Below are 19,529 nucleotides of genomic sequence, written 5' to 3' on the forward strand. Positions count from 1 at the left end.
TCCGGGAACCGTTTCGGGCACCGTACCGGCGGGTGGCAGAGAACCGATGGTGGCAGCGTCCAGCGATCGTTGAGCGGGCCGCGAGCCTCAGCCGGTGGCCGCCGGGAACCGCAGCACCCCGCGGGTGACGGGGGACCGGGGGCGGCGGAGCACCGGGCCGGTCCGGCGTACGCGCGGCAGTTCGACGGCGATCGTCCGCAGCGTCGCCGCCGCCAGACGGCGGGCCGCCGGGGCGGCGGGCGCGGTCAGCGGGCCGTCGGGCAGGACCGCACGGTCGCGGTCGAGATCGAAGCGGTCGGGGTCCTCGTGTACGGCCGGGTCGCGCTCGGCTGCCTCGACCACCACGGAAAGCTCGTCGCCGATCCGCAGCTTGTGCCCGGCCAGTTCGACGTCTTCGTGGGCGAAGAGCCGGTGCAGCCGGACCGGAGGCGCGTACCGCCTCGTCTCGTCGATCGCGAGGGCCGCGCACGCCGGGTCGTCCCGTACCCGTTCCCATGCCTCGGGCTGGTCGAGCAGGGCCTGCAGCGCGTCGCAGACCAGGTTGACCGTCATGTCGACACCGATGACCGCGAGGGAGACGCCGGTGGCGAGCGTGTCGTCGAGGGGATGCTCCGCGCCCGCGTCCGACAGGCGGCCGGTCTTCAGGCGGAGGGTGTCGTCCAGCAGTTCGCGCAGGCCGGTGATCGCAGTGGTCAGCCTGCGGGCCGACGCGAGCAGGGGCGGGCACAGGGTGGCGTCCAGGGCGTCGTCCGTTCCGGCGCACAGGGCGGCGAAGCGGTCGGGCGCGTGCGGGCCGAGCACCTCGGCGACCGCTTCCATGGCGACCGGACGTGCGAGGTCGTCGCGCAGGTCGAAGTCCCCGTCGAGCGTCCGGAGCCGCTGTGCGCACAGATTTGCGGCCAGGCCGTCCAGGTCGTCGAGGACGGCTCGCGTCAACGTCCGCAGACGTTCGCAGGTCGGGCGGCCGAGGGTGAGGGACGCCTGGTCCAAGGGCAGGAGCTGTTCCATCCGGGGCAGGTCGAACGGGAGGATGCGCTCCTGCTCGGCGCGTGCCTCGTCCGGTTCCTGCGGCGCCGCGTACTCGGGGCTGAGGCGCGCGTCCGCCAGCGCGGTGGCCGCCAGGTCATGGTGGGCCGTCACCCAGACGGAAGCCTGGCTGCGGTAGAGGGGGCCTCGCGCCCGCATCCGCCGTCCGAGGTCGTGCGGGTCGTCGCTCGCCGCGCGGAGCAAGAGCGCGTACGGGTCGTCCCGCACTCCCATGATCCATTGGGCGCCGTGCATGAGCAGCAAGAGGTAGCTCAGCTCAGGGTCCGCCATCTCGGTCGCCAGTGCCTTGCCCATCGAGCCGTCCGCCATGGGACAGACGCTACGGAGGGCCGCTCTAGCCTTCCTCGATCAGGGCTGAAGCGAGGCCGCCGGCGCCGTCGCGGACGCGCGGTGCTCGGCGGTGAGCTTCTCCAGCACCGGGACGACCTCGCTGGGGGATGGCATGTCACGGATCTCGGCGGCGAGGCGGTCGGCCCCCGCCGTGAACGAGGGCTCGTCGAGGACCCTCACCAGCATGTCCCGCAGCCCGGCCGCCGTGAGCCGGTCAGGCTCCACGTAGAGGCCCGCTCCCGCCTCCGCCACCAGGCGCGCCTTGAGCGTGGTGTCCCACAGGCCGCTCGGCAGGACGATCTGCGGCACACCGTGCGCCAGGACGGTCTGCATCGTGCCGAAGCCGCCCTGGTGGATGCTCGCCGCGCAGGTCGGGAGCAGCTCGTGCAGGGGCGCGAAGTCCACGGTCCGGACGTTGTCCGGCACGCGCGCCACGGTGGCGAGTTGGTCGGCGTTCAGGGTGGCCACCACCTCGATGTCGAGGTCGGCCACGCCCTCCAGCAGCTCGGACACGACGGCCCGCTCGCGTCCTGCCAGTTCACGGCGGGACAGCCCGAGGGTGAGGCAGACCCGGCGGCGGCGCGGCGGCTCCCTCAGCCAGGCCGGGACCGTCGTCCCTCCGCTGTAGGGCACATGGCGCAGCGGCACCCGGTGCGTGCCGGTCGGCAGCCGCATGGACGGCGGTACGGGGTCGATCGTCCACTGACCGACGATCACGTCCTCGCCGAACGGGCAGCCGAACCGCGCGAGCTCCGGCTCCAGCCACTCCCGCATGGGGTCCTCGCGCAGCTCCGGCGGCCTGCGTGCCTGGACGGCGCGGAACCTCTCGCGCATCACGCCGAGCAGGTCGACGCCGAACACCATCCGCGCGTGCGCCGCGCCGCAGGCCCTGGCCGCCACCGGGCCGGCGAACACGAGCATGTCCCAGATCACCAGGTCGGGCTTCCACGCGCGGGCGAAGCCGACGAGGTCGTCCACCAGCCCGCCATAGGACACGGGAGGGAACCCCAGGGTGGTCATGACGAGCGAGACGCCGTGCACGAAGTCGTCGTCGAGGTCGTCCCCGGCGAACTCGTCCATGCGCATGAGGTCCCACGGGTTCAGCGTCCGGTCCGACTCCATGGGCATGGCGGTGATGGCGTCCTCCAGGTTGAGCGCCTCGCCGACGGGCACGACGGTGAGCCCGGTCTCGGCGATCTCGTCGACCAGGTCGGGCTGGCTCGCGACGCACACCTCGTGGCCCGCCGCCCGCAGGGCCCAGGCCAGCGGGACGTGCGGATAGACGTGGGCCTTGACGGGCAACGCCATGATCAGGATTCGCACCGGCATCACCTATGCGTAGAGGGCGCGCTCGATCTGGAGGCATTCGGCGTAGTCGGGCAGGATGCCGTCCACCTCCAGCTTGGCCAGGGTGGGCGCGGCGCGATCACGTTCCGACAGGATCGGGTCGACGCCCGCGGGGAGGGGAAGTTCGAGAGCGGGGTCGAACACCGAGAGGGCGAGCTCGTTCTCCTTCACGTACTCGCCGGACAGCATGTAGGCCATGACCGTGTCGTCCTCCAGGGCGACGAAGGCGTGCGCCACGCCGACCGGGAAGTACATCGCGCGGAACTCCTCCGGGTCGAGCACCGAGGAGTCGGAGAGCCCGAAGGTCGGCGACCCCACCCGGATGTCGATGACCAGGTCGAGCGCTCTGCCGCGCGCGCAGTAGACGTACTTGGCGATGCCCGGCGGGGTGAGGGTGAAGTGGGCGCCGCGCACCACGCCTCTGCGGGACCTGCTGTGGTTGGTCTGGGCCACCGGGAACAGGCCGTGGCCCATCGCCTCGCGGAGCGCCGCCTCCTGGTACGGCGAGACGAACAGCCCCCGCTCGTCGGTGAAGACCGGCGGCCGGAACTCGAATGCGCCCTGGACGGCGAGCTTCCGAAACTGCATGAGGTGTCCTTCGGATCGTGGGATCGCCTGTCCGGGGCCGGTGCCGTCCCGGACGACATGGAGCCGGCTCAGACGACATGGACCTCGGGTACGTAGAGGATCCATCGGCCGCCCGCCTCGTGGAAGGCGCGCTCCTTCGCCATGATCTCTTCGGCGTGGTTCCAGGCGAACAGCACGGCGTAGTCGGGGTAGGGATCGGCCAGCGCTTCGGGGGACCGCACCGGGATGTGCGAGCCGGGCATCAGCTTGCCGTTCTTGGCCGGGGTGGCGTCGCACACGAACGAGACCAGCTCGGGGGTGATCCCGCAGAAGTTGGTCACGGTCGCGCTCTTGGCCGTCGCGCCGTAGCCGACGACCCTTTTCCCCTCGGCGCGCAGGCCGCGCAGCAGGCCCATGAGGTCGTCGCGGATGCGGTTCACGCCGGCGGCGAAGCCGGCGAAGTCCGCCGGGGCGGCCAGGCCGCGTTCCAGCTCCTCGGCGGCCAGTTCCTCGACAGCCGGCGACGGTGCGCGCCGTCCCGCCCGCGCGATCGTGTAGCGCAGCTCTCCGCCGTGCACCGGCAGCCGTTCGACGTCGACCAGCTCGAACCCGAACCGGGCCGCGGCGTTGCGCACGGAACGGACGGTGAAGAAGAAGAAATGCTCGTCGTAGATCTGGTCGAAGGTGTTGCGGCGCAGGATGTCGCCCAGGTACGGGTCCTCGAACACCAGGACCCCGTCGGGCGCCAGCAGCGCGTCGACCCCGCGGAAGATGGAGCCGATGTAGGGGATGTGGCACATCGTGTTGGCGGCGTAGATGACGTCGGCGGGCCCGTCCTCGGCGACGATGGCGGAGGCCACGGACTCCTCGAAGAAGTCGACGCGCACCCGCACGCCCTGCCCGCGGGCCAGCTCGGCGACACCGCCGGAGGGCTCCACCCCCAGATGGCGGACGCCCGCCTTGTCGATCGTCTTGAGCATGACGCCGTCGTTGCAGCCGACCTCGACGATGAACGGATCGTCCCCGGTCAGGTGGGAGTCCAGCAGGAGCTGGGCGGTCTCCTCGAAGTGCCGGCGCATCCGGACCGAGCCGGACGAGTGGTACGGGTAGGCCTCGTGGAACATGCGGTCACGCGCCACCTCGTCGATGAGCTGCGTCATCGTGCAGGACTCGCAGATCCCCACCGCGAGCCGGAAGAAGTACTCGTGCCCGACCCCCGCGGGGTCGAGGAAGGCGTCGGAGAGGGGCTGACGCCCAAAGTCGAAGAACTCGTGGACGGCACCACCGCAGACACGGCACATGAGATCTTCCTCGGACTCGTGGGACGCCGCGCCGGTCGTCCGGGCGGCTCCGCGGGACTGTGAGGCGGGGCTTGACTGCTTCGATCGTCGTCCCCCGCTCTTGAGCGGCCGTGGACGTTCGCTGGAGCCCGGGCCGGGCCGCACGAACGCGGCGCGGCCCGGCGGGTCGTCCTCGAAGATCAGCGGTTGAGGCGGCGGTAGCGCCGGATCGACAGCGGCAGGAACACCGCGGTGATCAGTATCGGCCAGGCGACCGCCAGCTCGATCGCGTGCTCGGCCGCCCACGACCCGCCGCTCAGCCCGGGGTTGCCGAACAGGTCGCGGCACGCCTGCACGGTGGCCGACAGCGGGTTCCACTCGGCGATGACCCGCAACCAGTCGGGCATCAGCTCCGGCGAGACGAACGTGTTGGCCAGCAAGGTCAGCGGGAACAGCGGCATCCAGGCCGCTCCGGCGCCCTCCGGGGTCAGCCGGAGCCCCATGCAGATCCCCACCCACACCAGCGAGAACCGCAGCAGCAACAGCAGCCCGGCCGCCGCCAGCGCGGGACCGAGCCCGTCGTGCGCGCGCCAGCCGACCAGCAGGCCGCACAGCGTCAGGATCACCAGGTCGAGCGTCGAGGTGAGCATGTCAGCGATGACCCGGCCCATCAGGACGCCGAACGACGACACCGGCATCGACCTGAACCGGTCGGTGACCCCGCGGGCGGCGTTGGTCGCGACGACGTACACGGTCGAGATCACGCCGAAGACCATCGTCTGCCCGAACATGCCGGGCATGAGGAACTCGCGGTAGTCGCCGCCTCCGGCCACCCGCATGGCGCTGCCGAAGACGTACCCGAACAGCAGCACCATGACGAGCGGGAACAGCAGCGTGCTGAGGATCACCGTCGGGTTGCGCCTCCAGTGGATCAGCTCGCGCCCGGACACAACACGGGCGTCGGAGAGCGCCCAGCGCACCCGCTCGGCGCGGGTGGTCGGGATCGGGAGAGTCGTCGGCAGGCTCACGGTCGCACCATCCTCTTCTCCTCGGCCGGCCGGCCGCCATCGGCACCGTCGGCACCGGCATCACCGTCGCCACCGGCGGCGCGGCCGGTGAGGCTGAGGAACACCTCGTCGAGCGTCGGCCGGCGCAGCGTGAGGTCCTCCACTTGCAGGCCCGCGTCGCGCAGCTCGCGGGCCGTCACGGTGATGGCCTCCAGAGGGTCCTTGACGGGCGCCGTGACGCGGGCGGAATCGGGATCGATCTCGGGGCTGGCATCGGCGACCCTGGCGATGATCTCCGCGGCCGAGGGCACGTCGGCGGCGTCCCGCAGCACCACGTCGATCTGGTCACCGCCGATCATGGACTTCAGCCGGTTCGGCGACCCGTCGGCGATCACGGCGCCCGCGTCCAGCACCGCGATCTGGTGCGCGAGCCGGTCGGCCTCCTCCAGGTACTGCGTGGTCAGCAGGACCGTGGTGCCCTGCGCGACGAGCTCGCGCACCGCCCGCCAGACCTCGGTGCGGCTGCGCGGGTCGAGCCCGGTCGTCGGCTCGTCGAGGAACAGCACCTGCGGCCTCAGGATGAAGCTCGCCGCGAGGTCCAGCCGGCGGCGCATCCCCCCGGAGTAGTGCTTGACCCGCTTGTCGGCCGCGTCGGCGAGGCCGAACCACTCCAGGAGTTCGTCGGTACGGCGCTTGGCGTCGCGGGAGCGGAGCCGGAACAGCCGCGCCCACATGCGCAGGTTTTCCCGGCCGGTGAGGATCTCGTCGACCGAGGGCTGCTGGCCGGCGAGGCCGATCCGGTAGCGGACCTGCCCGGAGTCGCCCACCACGTCGAACCCCGCGACCCGGGCGGTCCCCCCGTCCGGCAGCAGCAGGGTGCTGAGGATGCGAACGGCCGTGGTCTTGCCGGCCCCGTTGGGCCCGAGCAGCCCGCAGACCGTGCCCTCGGCCACGGCCAGGTCGAACCCGGCGAGCGCGTGCGTGTCGCCGTAGCGCTTGCGGAGCCCTTCGGCCTCGATCGCGAACCTGGTCACGACGCTCCCTTCGATTAGAGGACTTCACTCTATCAATTTAGGACACCGATGTGTCAATACAAGGCGCGTGATTCTACTTTGAGTCTTCTATGTACACTTCTGGCATGCAGAACGAGTCCGGGGTGCGGGGCCGCACCCGCCGCGCGATCCTGGCGGCCGCCGCCTCCGCGCTCGCCCGCGACCGCGCCGCGACCTTGGCCGACATCGCCGAGGCGGCCGGAGTCGGGCGCAGCACGCTGCACCGCTACTTCGCCGACCGGGAAGAACTGATGAACGCGGTCGTGGAGGACTCGCTGACGGTGATCAGCCGTTCCATCGACGAGGCCGCCCTCGGGCAGGGCCCGCCGCTGGAAGGAATGCGCCGCCTGGTCGCGGCGATGCTGGACGTCGCCGACCGGCTGATGTTCCTGTGGGGCGACCCGCGCGTCCTGGAGGCCTTCGACAAGTCCTCCCCCGGCGAGGACGGCTCCGGGGCGGCACCGCAGTCCGTCGTCGACCTCATCGAACGCGGTCAGGCCGAGGGCGTGTTCGACCCGGAGGTCAGCGCCGACTGGATCCAGAACGTGCTGTGGGCCGTCGTCTACACGGGCGTCGAGCAGGTCGAGAAGGGCTTGATGCCCCGGCACGGCGTCTACGCCACGGTGGTCCGCACCTTCGAGAACGGCATCCGCGTCCACGCCCCCTGACGACCGCCGCGATCACCCAGTCGCGCCACGCGGAGCGGTCAGGCTGTGCGGCGGCGGTGTTGGGCGGTCAGCGCCTCCAGCCTTGCCACGGTGTCGCTGGGGGCGGGCGTGCTCATCAGCTCCCGCTGGAGTCCGGCCGCGTTGCGCGCGAAGGACGGTTCGTTCAGCAGGCGCAGCAGCAGGGCGCGAAGCTCGCCGGCGGTCGCGTGCTCGACGTCGGGCACGGTCAGGCCGATGCCCGCCTCGCGCACCTGCACGGCCCTCATCGGGATGTCCCAGAGCTCTCCCGGCAGGATGAGCTGGGGGACGCCATGCGCGAACGCGGTGTGCAACGTCCACACGTCCGACTGGTGAATGATCACCGAGCAGGTCGGCAGCAGCTCGTTCAGCGGCGCGGACTCGACCACCCGCACGTTGTCCGGGAGTTCCACGCTTCGAAGCAGCGGGCTCGGCGGCGCGACCACCTCGATGTCGAGGCCGCCGAGGACCTCCAGGAGCGCGGCGACGGGCACCCGGTCGCCGCCCGTCACCTCGGGGTGCGGAAGGGTCAGGCTGAGGCACACCCGCGGTCGCTTCGGCGCCTCGTGCAGCAACTTCGGCACGACCGCCGGGCCGTTGTACGGGACGTGCCGCATCTGGACGTAGTCGATGCCCGTCGGAAGCTGCTGGGACGGCGGAACCGGGTCGATCGTCCACTGTCCCGTGACGACGTCCTCACCGAACGAGCAGCCGTACCGCTCCAGCCAGGGCGCCAGCCACTCCTCCAGCGGGTCCTCGCGCCACTCGGGCGGACGTTCGGCCATGGCCGCCAGGTAGTGCCCGCGCATGAGGGCGACCATGTCGAGCCCGTAGAGGAGACGGGCGTGGGCGGCGCCGCACGCCTTGGCGGCCACCGGGCCGGCGAAGACGAGCGGATCCCACAGCACCAGGTCAGGGCACCATTCGCGGGCGTAGGCGACCAGCTCCTCGATGGTGGTCGGCGGGCTGAACGTCCGGAAGACGGTCGTCGTCATCACCGTGAGAACGCCGTGCATGAAGTCGTAGGTGAGCTTTTCCGGGCGGTTCTCCTCGATCCGCATCAGGTCCTCGGGGTCGGGCACGTCGGCCGCGATCCCCCCGCCCTCGCGCAGCCGGTCGCTGGCCGCGATGTTCTCGTCGGCCTCCAGAGCCTCCCCGATGGGGACGGCGGTGAGGCCGGTCCGCGTGATGTCGGCCACGAGGTTGGGCCGGTCGACGAGGCGGACCTCGTGCCCGGCCGCCCGCAGCGCCCAGGCCAGCGGCACGCGGTGGTGCCCCGGGGCCTTGGTCGGGGTCGTCACGAACATGACACGCACAGTGCACTCCTCAAGAGCTCACCCCTGCCGGGCGCGGTGCCCGGCGGTCAGTCGTTCCAGCGACGGCACGACGTCCGCGGGCGCGGGGGTGCCGGTCATCCGCGTGCGCAGTCGCGCCGCGGCCCGCGCGAAGGAGGGGTCGTCGAGGACACGGCCGACCAGGTCGCGCAGCTCGCGGGCCTCGAACCGCTCGATGTCGCGGACGCACAGGCCCGCGCCGGAGTCCTCCAGCCGCTCCGCCTTGAGCATCGTGTCCCAGAGGTCGCCCGGCAGGAGCACCTGGGGAATCCCGTGCGCGAGCGCGGTCTGCATCGTGCCGGTGCCGCCCTGGTGGACGATGGCCGAGCAGCTCGGCAGCAGTTCGTTCAGCGGGACGAAGTCCACGACGCGCACGTTGTCCGGGACGCGCCGGACGTCCGAGAGCTGGTCGGCGGTGAGGGTCGCCACGACCTCGGCGTCCAGGTCGGCCATCGCCTCCAGCAGGTCGCTCATCGAGACCCGGTTGCCGCCGAGCACCTCGCGGTGCGAGAGCCCCAGCGTCAGGCAGACCCGGCGGCGCGCGGGCGGCTCGCGCAGCCATCCGGGGACCGTCGCCCGGCCGTTGTACGACACGTGCCGCATCGGAACGTAGAGGTGGTCGACCGGGAGGCGCATCCAGGACGGGCCGGGGTCGATGGTCCACTGCCCCATGACGACGTCCTCGCCGAACGAGCAGCCGTACCGCTCCAGCCAGGGGGCCAGCCACTCCTCCAGCGGGTCCTCGCGGAGCGGGGCCGGGCGTTCGCGCACGGCGTCCAGGTAGCGTTCACGCATCCACCCGATCACGTCCAGCCCGTACATCATCCGCGCGTGGGCCGCTCCGCACGCACGGGCGGCGATCGCGCCACCGAAGCCCAGCGGGTCCCAGACCACCAGGTCGGGCCGCCACTCGCGGGCGAAGGCGACCAGGTCGTCGGTCGCCGCGACCGGCGCGTGGTTCTTGAACACGACGGTGGTCAGCACGGTGAAGAGCCCGTGCATGAAGTCGTAGGTCAGCCGCTCCGGGCGCCGTTCGTCGATCCTCATCAGCGGCCCGGGGTCGGGCACGTCGCCGGTCGCCTCCCGTTCCCGGATCTCGGCCATCAGCGCCTCCGCGTCGAAGGCCTCGCCGATCGGCACGCCGGTCAGGCCCGCGTCGGTGATGTCGCCCACCACGTCCGGGCTGGCGGCCACGCGGACCTCGTGCCCCGCGGCCCGCAGCGCCCACGCCAGCGGCACCCGCGGATACGCGTGGGCCTTGAACGGAAGCGTCGTGATCAGGATGCGCACCGCGTCCCCTTTCGCCGTCGGTGCCCCGGCGCGGTCCCGGCCGACCACGTCGGGCCTGGCCGCAGGCTGCCACGCGGTCCTCGCGGCCCGCTCGACACCCGGCGTCTCGACTCGCTTGCGAGGGTCCGGAGGCGGCGCGAGGGTAGGTTCCGCGGGGAGTACGCGCGACCGGAGGGAAGACGGACATGAGGGTTCTGGTGACGGGAGCCACGGGCACCGTCGGACGGCACGTGGTGGACGGCCTCCTGCGTTCGGGGGCGTCCGTACGGGCGCTGACCCGCTCGCCCGAGACGGCGGGGCTGCCCGGCGAGGTCGAGGTGGTGCGGGGCGACCTCACCGCGCCCGAGTCGGTGGAGCCCGCGCTCGCGGACGTCGACCGGCTGTACCTCTTCCCCGTGCCGGAGACGGCCGAAGCGGTCATGCGGCTCGCCGGCAAGGCGGGCGTACGGCGCGTGGTGGTGCTGTCGTCGGTGTCCGCCGGGTACGCCGAGGGCGACCTGAGCGGTGACCAGCACCGCGCCGTCGAGGTGGCGGTGGAGGCGTCCGGGATCGAGTGGACGCACGTGCGCCCGGGCGAGTTCATGGCCAACCTGCTGTTCCTGTGGGCGCCGTTCGTCCAGGCCGAAGGCGTGGTGCGGGCCCCCTACGGCGACGCCGAGAGCGCGATGGTCCATGAGGCCGACATCGCCGACGTCGCGGTGCGGGCGCTGGTCGAGGACGGCCATGCGGGGGAGCAGTACCCCCTGACGGGTCCCGAGGCGCTCACGAAGGTCGAGCAGGTCCGCATCATCGGTGAGGTGCTCGGACGGGACGTCCGCTTCGAGGAGCTGACCAAGGAACAGACCCGGGAGCTGTGGATCAGCCAGGGCATGCCGGCCGAGGCGGTCGACTGGCTGCTGACGCCGCCCCCGCCGAAGGCCACCGTCGGCCCGACCTCCGAACAGGTCACCGGCCGTCCCGCCCGCACCTTCGCCCAGTGGGTCGCCGACCACCGGGCGGACTTCAGCTGATCCGGCCGTGCTGGACACCGGATCGACCGGGGCTCGACCGCGGTGACGGAGAGTCGGCGCACGCCACGTGGGTGACCGAACGCCACGTGGGCGACCGACGCGTCGGACCACCGAGGAGGAGCGCCCATGCCGTTTCCGTTCGACCTCCAGGGCAGGAAGGCCCTCGTCACCGGGGCGTCCCGGGGAATCGGCCGGGCGATCTCGCTCGCGCTCGCCCAGGCCGGGGCGGACGTGGCGCTGCTCGCGCGCGGCGCCGACGACCTGGACAAGCTCGCCGGAGAGATCGCCGACCATGACGTGCGCGCCGTCTCCGTCCCGGCCGACGTCACCGTCCCAGCGCAGGTGGAGCGTGCGGTCGACACCGCTCTCACCGAGTTCGGCCGGCTGGACGTGGTCGTCAACAACGCCGGCGGAACCGGCCGGTTCGGGCCGTTCCTGTCCCTTCCGCACAGCGCATGGGAGCAGGCCATGCGGCTGAACTTCGACTCCGCGGTGCACGTCTGCCGGGCCGTCGGGCCTCACCTGACCGGGCAGCGCGGCGGCTCGGTCGTCAACGTCGCGTCCTTCGCCGGGCAGGGCGGGCTGCCCCTGCTCGCGCCGTACGCGGCGGCGAAGGCGGCGCTGATCTCCCTCACCCGCTCGCTGGCGGCGGAGTGGGCGCTCAGCGACGTCCGCGTCAACGCGGTCGTGCCCGGCTGGATCGCCACCGACCTGACCGCGCCGCTGTCGGCCGACCCGGCGACGAGCGCGAGCCTGCTCGACGCCGTCCCGGCCGGGCGATGGGGCCGGCCGGAGGACGTGGCGGGCGCGGTCGTCTACCTGGCGAGCGACGCCGCCGGCTTCGCCACGGGCTCCTGCCTCACCCTCGACGGAGGGCTGGACGTGCTGTCGGGCGGCCCGGCCACGCTGCGGTTCTTCAAGGAGACCGGCGCGTGACCGGTGCTGCCTCGCGGGCCAGCGCCGCCCGGAGCGCCACGCGCCAGTCACGCGGCGGCGCGACGCCGAGCTCGCGCCACCGCGCGTGGCCGAGCACGGCGTAGGGCGGCCTGCGAGCCGGCGTGGGGAACGCGTCGCTGGTGGTCGGGCGGATCCGTCCGGGGTCCGCCCCGACCAGCCGGAACACCTCGGCGGCCAGCTCGTAGCGGCTGGCCGCGCCGGCGTTGGTGGCGTGGAAGACGCCGGTCGCCTCGGGCCGCGCGCCCAGCAGGACGAGCCGTTCGGCCACGTCGGCCGCCCAGGTGGGCTGGCCGACCTGGTCGGTCACGACGTCGACCGGCTCGGGACCGGCGGCGAGCCGCATCATGGTCCGCACGAAGCTGCGTCCCCGGTCGCCGTGCAGCCAGGCGGTCCGCACGACGACGCCCGTGCGCGGCAGGACGTCCAGCACGGCCTGCTCCCCGGCCAGTTTCGTCCGGCCGTACGCGGTCCGCGGGGCGGGCGGATGGTCTTCGGCGTACGGGGTGCGCGCCTCGCCGGAGAACACGTGGTCGGTCGAGACGTGGACGAGCCTCGCCCCCGTCTCGGCGCAGGCGAGCGCCAGGGCGTGCGGCGCGGCGCCGTTGACGCGCAGCGCCTCCGGCTCGTGCGCCTCGGCGGCGTCGACCGCCGTGTAACCGGCGCAGTTGACCACCACGTCCGGCCGGTGCTCGCCGAACGCGCGGCGCACCGACCGCGGCGAGGTGACGTCGAGCAGCGCGCGTGGCAGGCCGACGACGGCGTCGTCCGGGCGGCCGGCCGCCAGGCACTCCAGCAGATGGTGCCCGAGCAGCCCGCCCGCTCCCGTGACCAGCCATCTCATGCCAGGATCGTGTCCCGGCCGGTTAGCAGATCCGTCGAGCGCGGCTCGCCCGCCTGCCCGGCCGCGTGCTCCAACGCGGCTCGACGGGCGGCTGACCGGCGACCGCCAGACTCCTGGGCGCACCACAAACAGCGCGAAGGAGCATGATGGCACTGTTCGCCGTTCTCGCGACCCAGCACCCGGTGGGCATCAGCGCCGACGAGTTCCGCCGGCGGCTGCCCGAGGGCTTCGCCTACACCAGAGCACTCGTCGACAAGGGCATCATCAAGCACAGTTGGATCCGGGTGGGCGCCTCGGGCGGGCTGCTCATCTACGACGTCGGCTCGCACGAGGAGCTGCTGTCGCTGCTGTACGCGAATCCCGTCAGCCCTCATCTGGAGTTCGAGGTCATTCCGCTGGCGCAGCCGGCCGAGTTCGATCCCGTGGCCCACGAAAAGGCCGGGACCAGCGCGCGTTGAGCGACGTGCGAGACAGACCCCACATCGTTGACGGCAGCGAGATCCCGGCTGCCCTTCGAATCCGGTCGAGCCGGCCTTCCGTTTCCGTCGATACGAGTGAGGCACGATGCCCGAGGACGCCAGAGACGACGAAGACGCCAGAGACGGCACCGTCACTTTCGTGAACAGGTTCACGGTGCACGCGTCGCCCGCCGAGTTCGAGCGCGCCTTCGTGGAGACCGCCGAGTTCATGGCGCGGCAGGACGGCTTCATCGAGCACACGCTACTGCGCCATGTGGACGACGAACACAGGTACGTCAACATCGCGCGATGGCGGGACGAGGCCGCCTTCCGGGCGGCGGTGGCGGCACCGGGTTTCGGGCCGCACGCCGCAGCCCTGCGCGCGCTCAGCACCAGTGAGCCCAACCTCTACACACCGGCCGGACCGACCCGGCGAAGCCCCTTGGCCGAGGTCGGCGAGGGCTCCGCCGCCCGCTTCTGACCAGCGAGAACATTGATGAACCGTCGCGTCGCGATCACCGGCATCGGAGTCGTCGCACCCGAGGCCGTCGGCACCAAGCGCTTCTGGGACCTGCTGACCGCCGGACGGACGGCCACCAGGCGCATCACCTTCTTCGACCCGTCGCCCTTCCGCTCGCAGGTCGCCGCCGAGGTCGACTTCGACCCGCTGCGCGAGGGGCTGTCCCCGCAGCAGATCCGCCGGATGGACCGCACCACCCAGTTCGCCGTCGTGTCCGCGCGGGAGAGCCTGGCCGACAGCGGGCTCGACGCACCGGACCTCGACCCGTCCCGCACCGGGGTGGTCATCGGCAGCGCCGTGGGCGCCACGATGAGCCTGGAGCGCGAGTACGTGGTCGTCAGCGACGGCGGACGGCGGCACCTGGTCGACGAGGAGTACGCCGTCCGGCACCTGTTCGGCCACTTCGTGCCCAGTACCATCGCCGCCGAGGTGGCCTGGGACGTCGGCGCCGAGGGCCCGGTCGCCACGGTGTCCACCGGCTGCACGTCGGGCCTGGACTCGGTCGGGCACGCCGTCGAGCTGATCCGGGAGGGGACGGCCGACCTCATGGTGGCCGGGGCGACCGACGCGCCCATCTCCCCGATCACCATGGCCTGCTTCGACGCGATCAAGGCGACCACGCCGCGCAAGGACGATCCGGCGACGGCGTCCCGGCCGTTCGACCTGACCAGGAACGGGTTCGTGCTCGGCGAGGGTGCGGCGGTGTTCGTGCTGGAGGAACTGGAGCACGCACGCCGCCGCGGGGCGCACATCCGTGCGGAGATCAGCGGGTTCGCCACCCGGTCCAACGCCTACCACATGACCGGGCTGCGCTCCGACGGACGCGAGATGGCCGAGGCCATCCGCGCAGCGCTGGCCCAGGCCCGGACAGCCCCGGAAGACGTGGCCTACGTGAACGCGCACGGCTCGGGGACCAAGCAGAACGACCGGCACGAGACGGCGGCCTTCAAACGGGCCTTGGGCGAGCACGCCTACCGCGTCCCGGTCAGCGGGATCAAGTCGATGGTCGGCCACTCCCTCGGCGCCATCGGCTCCCTGGAGATCGCCGCGTGCGCCCTGGCCATCGAGGACGGCGTCATCCCGCCGACCGCGAACCTGCACGAGCCCGATCCCGAGTGCGACCTGGACTACGTGCCGCTGCGGGCACGCGAAGGCCGGGTCGGCACCGCGCTGACCGTCGGCAGCGGGTTCGGCGGCTTCCAGAGCGCGATGGTGCTGTCGGCCGTCTCAGGGGACGACCGGTGACGGCCGCCACGGTGGTGACCGGCATGGGCGTGCTGGCTCCGACCGGGCTCGGCACGACCGCGCACTGGTCGGCCACCCTGCGCGGCCAGAGTGCGATCGGGCCGATCACGCGGTTCGACGCCACGCCGTACACCAGTCGCCTGGCCGCCGAGATCGACGGTTTCGTCGCGGCCGAGCGACTGCCGAGCCGCCTGCTCCCGCAGACCGACCACATGACCCGGCTGGCGCTCGTGGCGGCGGAATGGGCGCTCCAGGACGCCGCGCTCGCCCCCGCGGAGCTGCCCGAGTACGGCGTGGGCGTGGTGACGGCCGGCTCCGCCGGGGGCTTCGAGTTCGGCCACCGCGAGCTGGAGAAGCTGTGGAGCAAGGGGCCCGAACACGTCAGCGCCTACCAGTCGTTCGCCTGGTTCTACGCGGTCAACACGGGCCAGATCTCGATCCGCCACGGGCTGCGGGGACCCAGCGGCGTGCTGGTGACCGAGCAGGCCGGCGGGCTCGACGCGATCGCCCAGGCGCGGCGGCACCTGCGCGACGGCGTCCCGGCGATGATCGGCGGCGGGGTGGACGGCTCCCCGTGTCCGTGGGGATGGGTCGCCCAGCAGACCAGCGGACGGCTGAGCGCCGCCCGCGACCCGGCACGCGCCTACCTGCCCTTCGACGAGGACGCGGCGGGCCACGTCCCGGGTGACGGCGGCGCCCTGTTCGTGCTGGAGCGCGCGGACGCCGCCGCCGAGCGCGGCGTGCGCTGGTACGGCGAGATCGCCGGGTACGCGGCGACGTTCGACCCGCCCGCGAGGTCGGGCCGTCCGCCGACGCTGCGCCGGGCGATCGAACGGGCGCTGGACGACGCCGGAGCGGCACCGGCCGACATCGGGGTGGTCTTCGCCGACGCCGCCGGTGTGCCCGAGCTCGACCGGGCCGAGGCGCAGGCATTGCGCGCGGTGTTCGGTCCGTACGGCGTGCCGGTGACCGCGCCGAAGACGATGACCGGGCGGCTGGCCGCCGGCGGGGCGGCGCTCGACCTCGCCACGGCCCTGCTGGCGCTGGAGCGCGGGGTGATCCCGCCAACGGTGAACGTGACCCGGCCCGTCCCCGCCTACGAGCTCGACCTGGTGCCGCGTGCCCGGCGCGTCCCGCTCACGGCCGCCCTGGTGCTGGCCCGCGGTCACGGCGGGTTCAACGCCGCCATGGTCGTCCGCGGCGGGCGGGGCACGAGGCTTCCCGACAACGCACGAAGGAGCGAGACATGCACGAGCTGACCGTGACCAGGCTCATGGAGATCATTCGTGAGTGCGCCGGTGAGGGCGAGGGGCTGGCCACGACGGACAACGTCCTCGACGTGGAGTTCAGCGAGCTCGGCTACGACTCGCTCGCGATGCTGGAGACCGCCGGGCGGATCGAGCGCGACTACGGCATCCGGCTGCCCGACGAGCGGGTGACGGAGGCGACGACCCCGCATGCCTTCCTCAGCCTCGTCCACGACGCCGCGGCCGAGTCGCCCTGAGAGGTCTCGCGATGAACGCCCGCGTGTGCGGGCGCGTGCGGGCGCGTGAACAGGGCGGGCCCGGCGATGGAAGCCGGGCCCGCCCTCGTGTCTCGTCCGGGGGCGCTCATCCGAGGTTCGACACGACCTCGCGAAGCGCGCTGATGACCTTGTCCTGCAGGTCGGGGCTCAGCGACGCGTACATCGGCAGCGAGAAGATCTCGGTGGCGAGCCGCTCGGTGACCGGGAGGGAACCCCGTTCGTAGCCGAGGTGCGCGAAGCCGGTCATCGTGTGCACAGGCCACGGGTAGCTGATGTTCAGCTCGATGTCGTAGCCCTTGAGCGCGGCGATGATGTCGTCGCGGCGGGGGTGGCGCACGACGTAGACGTAGTAGACGTGGTCGTTGCCGGGTGCCAGCTGGGGGAGGACGAGCCCCACGTCCGCCAGGCCCTCGGCGTATCGCCGGGCCACCTCGCGGCGGGCCGCGATGTAGCCGTCGAGGCGGCGCAGCTTGCGCCGCAGGATCTCCGCGTGCAGCTCGTCGAGCCTGCTGTTGTGACCCGGGGTCTGGACGACGTAGTAGCGCTCCTCCATGCCGTAGTAGCGCAGCCGCCGCAGATTGCGGTCGACCTCGTCGTCGGAGGTGATGGTCGCGCCGCCGTCCCCGTACGCGCCGAGCACCTTGGTCGGGTAGAAGGAGAACGCCGCCGCCTGGCCCATCGTCCCGGCCAGGGCGCCATGGTGCCGGGCGCCATGGGCCTGCGCGCAGTCTTCGAGGATGACCAGGCCGTGCTCGGCGGCCAGCGACCGCAGCGGCTCCATGTCGACGCACTGGCCGTAGAGGTGCACGGGGAGCAGGCAGCGGGTGCGCGGAGTGATGGCCGCGGCCACCTGCCCGACGTCCATGAGGAAGGTCCGGGGATCGACGTCCACGAAGACGGGCGTGGCGCCCACGGCGTCGATCGCCACCACCGTCGGCGCCGCGGTGTTGGAGACCGTGACGACCTCGTCCCCCGGTCCGACGCCCAGTGCCTGGAGGCCCAGCTTGATGGCGTTGGTCCCGTTGTCGACGCCCGCGCAGTGCCGCACGCCGTGGTAGGCGGCGAACTCCTCCTCGAAGCCCCGCACGCTCGCGCCGAGAACGAGCCGCCCTGAGGAGAAAACGGTCTCGACCGCGTCGAGAATATCCTCGCGCTCTTTCTCGTACTCCGGCAAATAGTCCCACACCCGAGTGGTCATGTCGCTTTCACCCTCCTTGGAGTTTTGAACCTCCTTGGGATTCGCCATTCAGCACAATGCACGTCACTCGTGCGCAGCTCGAACCCCCCTTGATCCCGGGGTCATGACCTTGTGGCCAAAGGCGCGCCGTCGATACCATGACCGTGTTTTCCGAACTGATGGGACGAATGGCGTATGCGGGGAATAATCCTGGCCGGCGGCAACGGGACCCGATTGCATCCGGCGACGCTCGCGGTTTCCAAACAATTGTTGCCGGTGGGCGACAAACCGATGATCTATTATCCGCTGTCGGTGCTGATGCTCGCGGGCATCCGGGACGTCCTGGTCATCACGATGCCGGGCGACACCCCGCAGTTCCGCAGGCTGCTCGGCGACGGCTCGCACCTCGGCCTCAACATCACCTACGCACGGCAGGACGAGCCCCGCGGGATCGCCGAGGCGTTCCTCATCGGGGCCGGGCACGTCGGCGCCGACGACGTGGCGCTCGTGCTCGGCGACAACATCTTCCACGGCAACGCGTTCTCCGAACTGCTGGAGCGCGAAAGCGCGAACCTGAACGGCTGCACACTGTTCGGCTATCCGGTCACCGATCCCGAGCGGTACGGCGTCGGCGAGACCGACGGCGAGGGACGGCTGGTGTCCATCGAGGAGAAGCCCCTCCGGCCGCGGTCCAACCGGGCCATCACCGGGCTGTACTTCTACGACAACGACGTGCTCGAACTGGCCAAGGACCTGCGGCCGTCCGCTCGCGGCGAGCTGGAGATCACCGACCTCAACCACGCGTACCTCAAGCGGGGGCAGGCGAGGCTGGTCGACCTCGGCCGCGGTTTCGCCTGGCTCGACACCGGCACGCCCGAGTCACTGCTCCAGGCCAGCATGTACGTGCGGACCCTGGAGGAACGCCAGGGCGTGCGCATCGCCTGCATCGAAGAGGTGGCGCTGCGGATGGGCTACATCGGGGTCGAGCAGTGCCATCGGCTCGGGGAGAACATCGGCAAGTCGGCCTATGGCCAGTACGTCATGGCCATCGCCGACGAGCTGGCGGCCTGAGCCGGCCGCCACACCAGCCGACCGGCATTGCGACACCCGGCGGCCGTCACACCGTCACACCCGGCGGCCGATGAACATTCCCCGCTCGCTCCAGGCGACCTGGACGAACTCCGCCGGGCATCCGGCGTCGGCGAACGCCGCCAGGTACTCCTCCAGGGTGAAGAGCGTCAGCAGGTCGACCTCGGTGAACTCCCTGATGCCCGTCGAGTCCCCCACGAGGAACTTGACCTCCATGCGAGTGGTCCGCCCCTGCCGCGTCGAGTGCGACACCCGGGCGACCGTCCTGCTCCCCGACTGGGCGAGGTCGCCCGCGACGTAGCCATCGATGAACCGCTCGGGGAACCACCACGGCTCCACGACGAGCACCCCGCCGGGTTCCAGATGCCGGGCCATCGACCGGACGGCGGACCGCATGTCGTCCAGGCTGCGCAGGTAGCCGATCGCGGTGAACATGCAGGCCACCGCGTCGAACGTCCGGCCGAGGTCGAAGTCGCGCATGTCGCCGGCGTGCAGCGGTACGGCGGGCAGCCGCCGCACGGCCAGGTCGAGCATCGGCCGCGCCAGCTCCAGCCCCTCGGTGTGGGCGAACAGCTTGCCGAAGGTCTCCAGGTGCGCCCCCGTCCCGCAGGCGACGTCGAGCAGGGAGTCCGCGTCCGGCAGCCGTGACCTGATCAACCGGCCGGTCCGCTCGGCCTCGTCCCCCCAGTCCTTCCCCCGGCTCTCGTAGATCAGCTCGTAGACGTCGGCGAGCTCGTGGCTGAACATCACGTCTCCTTCGCGGGTCG

Annotated in this window: 20 protein-coding genes; 9 read left to right on the forward strand and 11 right to left on the reverse strand. The window is 71.9% G+C overall.

Features of this window, described 5'->3' with window-relative positions; genetic code table 11:
• Positions 1 to 87 precede the first annotated feature (87 nt).
• The 6 genes from ABD333_RS30030 to ABD333_RS30055 all read right to left on the reverse strand — a co-directional run bounded on the left by ABD333_RS30030 (position 88) and on the right by ABD333_RS30055 (position 6,612).
• Entirely contained in the window at positions 88 to 1,356 is a 1,269-nt protein-coding gene (locus tag ABD333_RS30030) for a cytochrome P450 family protein (protein WP_344545890.1), read from the reverse strand.
• 39 nt (positions 1,357 to 1,395) lie between these two features.
• Positions 1,396 to 2,706, reverse strand: a complete 1,311-nt coding sequence (locus ABD333_RS30035) for an activator-dependent family glycosyltransferase (protein WP_344545891.1) — start codon at positions 2,704 to 2,706, stop codon at positions 1,396 to 1,398.
• Between the two features lie 3 nt (positions 2,707 to 2,709).
• Positions 2,710 to 3,312: a dTDP-4-dehydrorhamnose 3,5-epimerase family protein gene (locus ABD333_RS30040; protein WP_344545892.1), complete on the reverse strand. Its 603-nt coding sequence runs from the start codon at positions 3,310 to 3,312 to the stop codon at positions 2,710 to 2,712.
• A 68-nt stretch (positions 3,313 to 3,380) separates the two neighbouring features.
• Complete coding sequence (locus ABD333_RS30045) at positions 3,381 to 4,592, reverse strand: methyltransferase domain-containing protein (protein ID WP_344545893.1); 1,212 nt, start codon at positions 4,590 to 4,592, stop codon at positions 3,381 to 3,383.
• A gap of 179 nt (positions 4,593 to 4,771) precedes the next feature.
• Positions 4,772 to 5,599: an ABC transporter permease gene (locus ABD333_RS30050; RefSeq protein ID WP_344545894.1), complete on the reverse strand. Its 828-nt coding sequence runs from the start codon at positions 5,597 to 5,599 to the stop codon at positions 4,772 to 4,774.
• Complete coding sequence (locus ABD333_RS30055) at positions 5,596 to 6,612, reverse strand: ATP-binding cassette domain-containing protein (RefSeq protein ID WP_344545895.1); 1,017 nt, start codon at positions 6,610 to 6,612, stop codon at positions 5,596 to 5,598. Before ABD333_RS30055 ends, ABD333_RS30050 begins: the two co-directional genes overlap by 4 nt.
• Before the next feature lie 104 nt (positions 6,613 to 6,716).
• On the opposite strand from ABD333_RS30055, the gene ABD333_RS30060 reads away from it, so the two are divergent.
• Positions 6,717 to 7,298, forward strand: coding sequence for a TetR/AcrR family transcriptional regulator (locus tag ABD333_RS30060; RefSeq protein ID WP_344545896.1), 582 nt, complete (start codon positions 6,717 to 6,719; stop codon positions 7,296 to 7,298).
• Between the two features lie 38 nt (positions 7,299 to 7,336).
• Here ABD333_RS30060 and ABD333_RS30065 read toward each other — a convergent pair whose 3' ends face one another.
• Together ABD333_RS30065 and ABD333_RS30070 are read right to left on the reverse strand one after the other, a co-directional pair.
• Positions 7,337 to 8,623: an activator-dependent family glycosyltransferase gene (locus tag ABD333_RS30065; RefSeq protein ID WP_344545897.1), complete on the reverse strand. Its 1,287-nt coding sequence runs from the start codon at positions 8,621 to 8,623 to the stop codon at positions 7,337 to 7,339.
• 27 nt (positions 8,624 to 8,650) lie between these two features.
• Entirely contained in the window at positions 8,651 to 9,940 is a 1,290-nt protein-coding gene (locus ABD333_RS30070; RefSeq protein ID WP_344545898.1) for an activator-dependent family glycosyltransferase, read from the reverse strand.
• Positions 9,941 to 10,125: 185 nt separating this feature from the next.
• On the opposite strand from ABD333_RS30070, the gene ABD333_RS30075 reads away from it, so the two are divergent.
• Both ABD333_RS30075 and ABD333_RS30080 read left to right on the forward strand, forming a co-directional pair.
• On the forward strand, positions 10,126 to 10,950 hold the full coding sequence (locus tag ABD333_RS30075; protein WP_344545899.1) for an NAD(P)H-binding protein: 825 nt from the start codon (positions 10,126 to 10,128) through the stop codon (positions 10,948 to 10,950).
• A 126-nt stretch (positions 10,951 to 11,076) separates the two neighbouring features.
• A complete protein-coding gene (locus ABD333_RS30080) occupies positions 11,077 to 11,886 on the forward strand; it encodes an SDR family NAD(P)-dependent oxidoreductase (RefSeq protein WP_344545900.1) in 810 nt (269 codons plus the stop codon).
• On the opposite strand, the gene rfbD is transcribed toward ABD333_RS30080, so the two are convergent.
• A complete protein-coding gene (gene rfbD / locus ABD333_RS30085) occupies positions 11,867 to 12,748 on the reverse strand; it encodes a dTDP-4-dehydrorhamnose reductase (protein WP_344545901.1) in 882 nt (293 codons plus the stop codon). The genes ABD333_RS30080 and rfbD overlap by 20 nt on opposite strands.
• Positions 12,749 to 12,891: 143 nt before the next feature.
• Between rfbD and ABD333_RS30090 the strand changes: the two genes are divergently transcribed.
• The 5 genes from ABD333_RS30090 (at position 12,892) to ABD333_RS30110 (ending at position 16,475) form a co-directional block, all read left to right on the forward strand.
• Positions 12,892 to 13,206 (forward strand): muconolactone Delta-isomerase family protein, encoded by a 315-nt coding sequence (locus ABD333_RS30090; RefSeq protein WP_344545902.1) that lies wholly within the window; start codon positions 12,892 to 12,894, stop codon positions 13,204 to 13,206.
• Between the two features lie 160 nt (positions 13,207 to 13,366).
• The gene (locus ABD333_RS30095) at positions 13,367 to 13,687 is read left to right on the forward strand and encodes an antibiotic biosynthesis monooxygenase family protein (RefSeq protein WP_344545903.1); all 321 of its coding nucleotides are present in this window, start codon (positions 13,367 to 13,369) and stop codon (positions 13,685 to 13,687) included.
• A gap of 15 nt (positions 13,688 to 13,702) precedes the next feature.
• On the forward strand, positions 13,703 to 14,971 hold the full coding sequence (locus tag ABD333_RS30100; RefSeq protein ID WP_344545904.1) for a beta-ketoacyl-[acyl-carrier-protein] synthase family protein: 1,269 nt from the start codon (positions 13,703 to 13,705) through the stop codon (positions 14,969 to 14,971).
• The gene (locus ABD333_RS30105; RefSeq protein WP_344545905.1) at positions 14,968 to 16,230 is read left to right on the forward strand and encodes a ketosynthase chain-length factor; all 1,263 of its coding nucleotides are present in this window, start codon (positions 14,968 to 14,970) and stop codon (positions 16,228 to 16,230) included. The genes ABD333_RS30100 and ABD333_RS30105 overlap by 4 nt, the downstream gene beginning before the upstream one ends.
• Positions 16,218 to 16,475 (forward strand): acyl carrier protein, encoded by a 258-nt coding sequence (locus ABD333_RS30110; RefSeq protein WP_344545906.1) that lies wholly within the window; start codon positions 16,218 to 16,220, stop codon positions 16,473 to 16,475. Before ABD333_RS30105 ends, ABD333_RS30110 begins: the two co-directional genes overlap by 13 nt.
• 106 nt (positions 16,476 to 16,581) lie before the next feature.
• Here the strand turns inward: ABD333_RS30110 and ABD333_RS30115 are convergent, their stop codons facing one another.
• Positions 16,582 to 17,694 carry a DegT/DnrJ/EryC1/StrS family aminotransferase gene (locus ABD333_RS30115; protein WP_344545907.1) on the reverse strand — a complete coding sequence of 371 codons (1,113 nt, stop codon included), beginning with the start codon at positions 17,692 to 17,694 and terminating at the stop codon, positions 16,582 to 16,584.
• A gap of 174 nt (positions 17,695 to 17,868) precedes the next feature.
• Here ABD333_RS30115 and rfbA point away from each other — a divergent pair, with 174 nt between their 5' ends.
• Entirely contained in the window at positions 17,869 to 18,744 is an 876-nt protein-coding gene (rfbA, locus tag ABD333_RS30120; protein WP_344545908.1) for a glucose-1-phosphate thymidylyltransferase RfbA, read from the forward strand.
• Between the two features lie 54 nt (positions 18,745 to 18,798).
• Here rfbA and ABD333_RS30125 read toward each other — a convergent pair whose 3' ends face one another.
• On the reverse strand, positions 18,799 to 19,509 hold the full coding sequence (locus ABD333_RS30125) for a class I SAM-dependent methyltransferase (protein ID WP_344545909.1): 711 nt from the start codon (positions 19,507 to 19,509) through the stop codon (positions 18,799 to 18,801).
• Between the last annotated feature and the right edge of the window lie 20 nt (positions 19,510 to 19,529).

Origin of the sequence: Actinomadura fulvescens (assembly GCF_039533225.1) — a bacterium.
GTDB lineage: Bacteria > Actinomycetota > Actinomycetes > Streptosporangiales > Streptosporangiaceae > Spirillospora > Spirillospora fulvescens.